This is a genomic window from Pseudochrobactrum kiredjianiae (genome assembly GCF_030362795.1).
Taxonomy (GTDB): domain Bacteria; phylum Pseudomonadota; class Alphaproteobacteria; order Rhizobiales; family Rhizobiaceae; genus Pseudochrobactrum; species Pseudochrobactrum kiredjianiae.
The window spans coordinates 1-3,625 of the sequence record NZ_JAUCBM010000038.1 but is presented as its reverse complement, the minus strand read 5'-3'; the positions used below and the strand labels follow the sequence as shown (position 1 = coordinate 3,625).

Annotated in this window: 4 protein-coding genes and 1 pseudogene; 2 read left to right on the top strand and 3 right to left on the bottom strand. The window is 52.4% G+C overall.

The window, feature by feature from the left end; all coding sequences use genetic code 11:
• Positions 1-63: 63 nt before the first annotated feature.
• Both QUF18_RS20265 and QUF18_RS20260 read left to right on the top strand, forming a co-directional pair.
• Positions 64-1,253 (top strand): IS3 family transposase gene (locus QUF18_RS20265; protein ID WP_289386482.1). Its coding sequence is split into 2 segments (ribosomal slippage): positions 64-316 and positions 316-1,253, totalling 1,191 coding nucleotides; the frame shifts between segments, so codons are not numbered across the junction.
• A gap of 17 nt (positions 1,254-1,270) precedes the next feature.
• Positions 1,271-1,831 (top strand): annotated as a pseudogene (locus QUF18_RS20260) (IS6 family transposase); the annotation flags it as partial.
• A 248-nt stretch (positions 1,832-2,079) separates the two neighbouring features.
• Here the strand turns inward: QUF18_RS20260 and QUF18_RS20255 are convergent.
• The 3 genes from QUF18_RS20255 to QUF18_RS20245 all read right to left on the bottom strand — a co-directional run.
• Entirely contained in the window at positions 2,080-2,499 is a 420-nt protein-coding gene (locus QUF18_RS20255; RefSeq protein ID WP_289389047.1) for an acyl-CoA thioesterase, read from the bottom strand.
• 137 nt (positions 2,500-2,636) lie between these two features.
• Positions 2,637-3,236 (bottom strand): cupin domain-containing protein, encoded by a 600-nt coding sequence (locus tag QUF18_RS20250; RefSeq protein ID WP_289389046.1) that lies wholly within the window; start codon positions 3,234-3,236, stop codon positions 2,637-2,639.
• A gap of 19 nt (positions 3,237-3,255) precedes the next feature.
• On the bottom strand, positions 3,256-3,625 hold a 370-nt coding region (locus QUF18_RS20245), incomplete at its 5' end, for a DDE-type integrase/transposase/recombinase (RefSeq protein WP_289388376.1).

The window sequence follows — 3,625 nt, the reverse complement described above, 5'->3', positions numbered from 1 at the left end:
TGACCTGCCACTGAGAATTTCCTCCAGAATGGATTAGAGTCCGGCCCGATAAAGGACGGACGAATGAAGAAGCAGCGATTTACGGAAGAGCAGATTATTGCGGTGCTGAAGGAGCAGGAGGCAGGCATGAAGGTGGCCGACCTGTGCCGCAAGTATGGGATTTCGGACGCAACATTTTATAACTGGAAAGCCAAATACGGCGGTATGGAGGTGTCCGAGGCGAAGCGCCTGAAGGCACTCGAAGAAGAGAACGCCAAGCTTAAGAAGCTGTTGGCCGAGCAGATGCTCGATGCCGCCGCACTCCGCGAGCTTCTCGCAAAAAAATGGTAGGGCCTGCCGCCAAGCGTGACGCCGTTGCACATCTGAAGGACATAATGGGTCTTTCGGAGCGGCGGGCCTGCCAGATTGTTTCGGCTGATCGCAAGATGATCCGCTATCGGTCCTGCCGACCGCCGGAGGTCGAATTGCGAGCAAAGTTGCGCGATCTCGCCAACGAGCGACGGCGCTTCGGCTACCGACGGCTGTTCGTCCTGCTCAGGCGGGACGGAGAGCCATCCGGCGTCAACCGCATCTATCGGCTGTATCGCGAGGAAGGGCTTTCGGTTCGCAAGCGGAAGGCTCGACGAAGGGCCGTCGGCACGCGTGCGCCGATCCTGGTCGAGGCGAAAGCAAATGCCCGTTGGTCTCTCGATTTCGTGCACGACCAGTTTGCATGCGGGAGACGGTTCCGGATCCTCAATATCGTTGATGATGTGACACGGGAATGCCTGGCAGCAATCCCGGACACCTCAATCTCCGGCCGCCGTGTCGCCCGAGAACTGACGACGCTGATCGAACGACGCGGCAAGCCCGGAATGATTGTCTCCGATAACGGCACGGAACTCACCTCGAATGCCATCCTGGCCTGGTCGAAGGATCACAAGGTTGAGTGGCACTATATCGCGCCAGGAAAGCCTATGCAGAACGGCTATGTTGAATCCTTCAACGGTCGGATGCGCGACGAATTGCTCAACGAAAGCCTGTTCTTTGGCCTCGATCACGCCCGCAGCGCCATCGCCCAATGGGCCGACGATTACAACAATTTCCGGCCACACTCGTCGCTGGGATACCAAACCCCGGCAGACTATGCTGGATCCATCGCCGCAACCGGCTCCAACGCTGCGCAAGATGAAAGCTTGGCGTTTCCGCCGGTTGCTACCAACACGCCAATTGGCGTAGTCAAAACCGCCGAGGCTCTAATCGCCGTTGGATGAAAGTTCAGTGGCAGGTCAACGTTTCCTATGAAACTATCAGGTGCTGGATCGCAAAGTTTGGATCTCAGATTGCTCGTACACTACGGTGGCGACAAGCACGCCTCGGCGATGTTTGGTATCTGGACGAAGTCGTGGTGAAATGCGCTGGAACCAAGTTCTGGCTTTGGCGGGCAGTTGATCAGCACGGCACCGTTCTCGAAGAAATATTGCAAAAGCGGCGTGACAAGAAGGCTGCTAAGCGTCTGCTGGTAGCATTGATGAAGCGCTATGGCTTTATTCCCAAACAGATCGTCACCAATAAACTGCGCTCTTATGGTTTGGCAAAGGCGGATGTGGCACCCAGCCTCGATCATTGGTCGCACAAAGGCCTTAATAACAGGGCTGAGAATAGCCACCTGCCATTTCGAAAACGGGAGCGAACAATGCAAGGCCACCGATCGCCGGGAGCGTTGCAACGATTCGTGGCCATGCACTCCGCCACCCGCAATCGCTTTTCAGTTCCATCGCACCGCCGTGCTACACAAACAATTCGCTACCATCGTCTCGAAGCATTCGAGGCATGGAGAATTGCACCTTGACTCATCTGAAAATTCAGAACCCTGCAGCAGGCTCGCCATCCAAACTTAACGTGACAACACCCGCGCGCTCAATATTCATTGAGCTGGTTGCCAGCGTCTGACAATCTCAGCCCGCATTGGCCGGGCTTCGCTTGTACGGAAACCCCAAACCAGTTTCCGGACCATTTGCGACCCTTTTGTGAGAGCCAGCAAACAGCGACCAAAGTTTCATGCACTTAACAGTGCTAAAATTATATGCTGTGAGCCATTCATCGTTTGTATGAACTCAGGATCAAGAGTGTTTCATCTGGAAGCGGTTTGGCTTGCCTGTTATGGCTATCAATCAGCACGATGACCGTTTCTACTGTTGCCGCGCATGTCTCGTCCTGAAAAACGGCTTGTTCCAGCTTAATTGAACTCTTGCCAACTGAGGCGATTTTGGTGCCAACACGCACCATCCCCGGCCAGCGAACTTCAGTGCGATATTCCAGTGCTAAGCGGGCAATGACAAACTCGCCGTCCGGTATGCTCAGCGTCATGGATGGGGCGTAAAGGATTTCAACTCTGCCCGTTTCAAAGAACGTAGAGAAAACCGCGCTATTTACATGCCCCTGCCGATCCGTATCGCGGTAACGGAGCTTGTCGGTGGTGCAAATAGGAAATGCATCTATTTCGGGTGCCGGTTCCATGGATTATTCCTCATTGTTAAGCGTGAGCCTATGAATGTGGATATGACGGGTAATATGACCACGTCCAAAAAGCCTGAATGACAAAGTTCATCAATCCCGATTGGTTCACGTCAAAACGACGAAAACTCATATTGTGATTAATGGTCAGTTTTGGGCGCTATTGCGTTACTTTTCTTACGAAAATACGCATATTCCACGTCATTGAGAAGCATCTGCGCGCGATTGATATAGCGGGATGCATAGTTCAGACTGGTGAGATAATGGGCGACATTTTCAAGCTCAGCCTGCTTATATCCGCCCTGCAATATCTTTGACATGTCAAGGTTTGGACGGGCCTGAAGCTTCTCCAGATAGTGAATATCAATGATCCGGAAAGCTGCGCCAAAGCATAGTCCACGCGCATTCAACACCTTATGCCATTCAAAGGGCGGGTTGATTAGAACATCACCTAGTTTAACATAAACAACATCGCTTTCAAAACTCATTCCGGGTGCTTCGCGCCCGCTCGATATGTCGAACATCAGATCGTAATCACGGAACTGATCACCCAATTGCGGAGGCCGGGTACTCCATTTCTTCGTACCGGCGATCATCACGAATACATTAAGTGTCGGAAACATGTGCCAATCACTACCGACCGCACCGCGGGATGGTTCGCCATACTCCTGATTGCTGTAACCCAAAAACATGTGGCCGGTGGTGGGTTCTGTTGCAAAAATTTGATTTGAACAGAGCACGGCTTAACTCTGGATGTAGTTATGCAGCGAGTGCTTGGAATTGTTGTTTGATAGAGAGTGCATTTGCCGCTGAAAAGATGCCTTGTTGTTTGCGCATCATGTGAATGAGTTCAATACCGGCGAGCGTGATATTAGCTGTACTCTCTGATTTGAAACCAAGCATGGAGCGTGTGCGTCGTTTGATGCGACGATGATCCTGCTCAATGGTATTGTTCATATATTTGCTGGAACGAATGGCAATAGGTTTGCCAGCCTGTCTGAGCCGGCTCTCTCCATCACATTGTAGAATAGCAATCCTGTTGGTCTCGCTTCCATCGATGGTAATGCGCACTGGCCTGCCGTGGCGGGCCAGTGCCTTGCGTATAAAGCGTTTAGCAGCTGTCAGATCA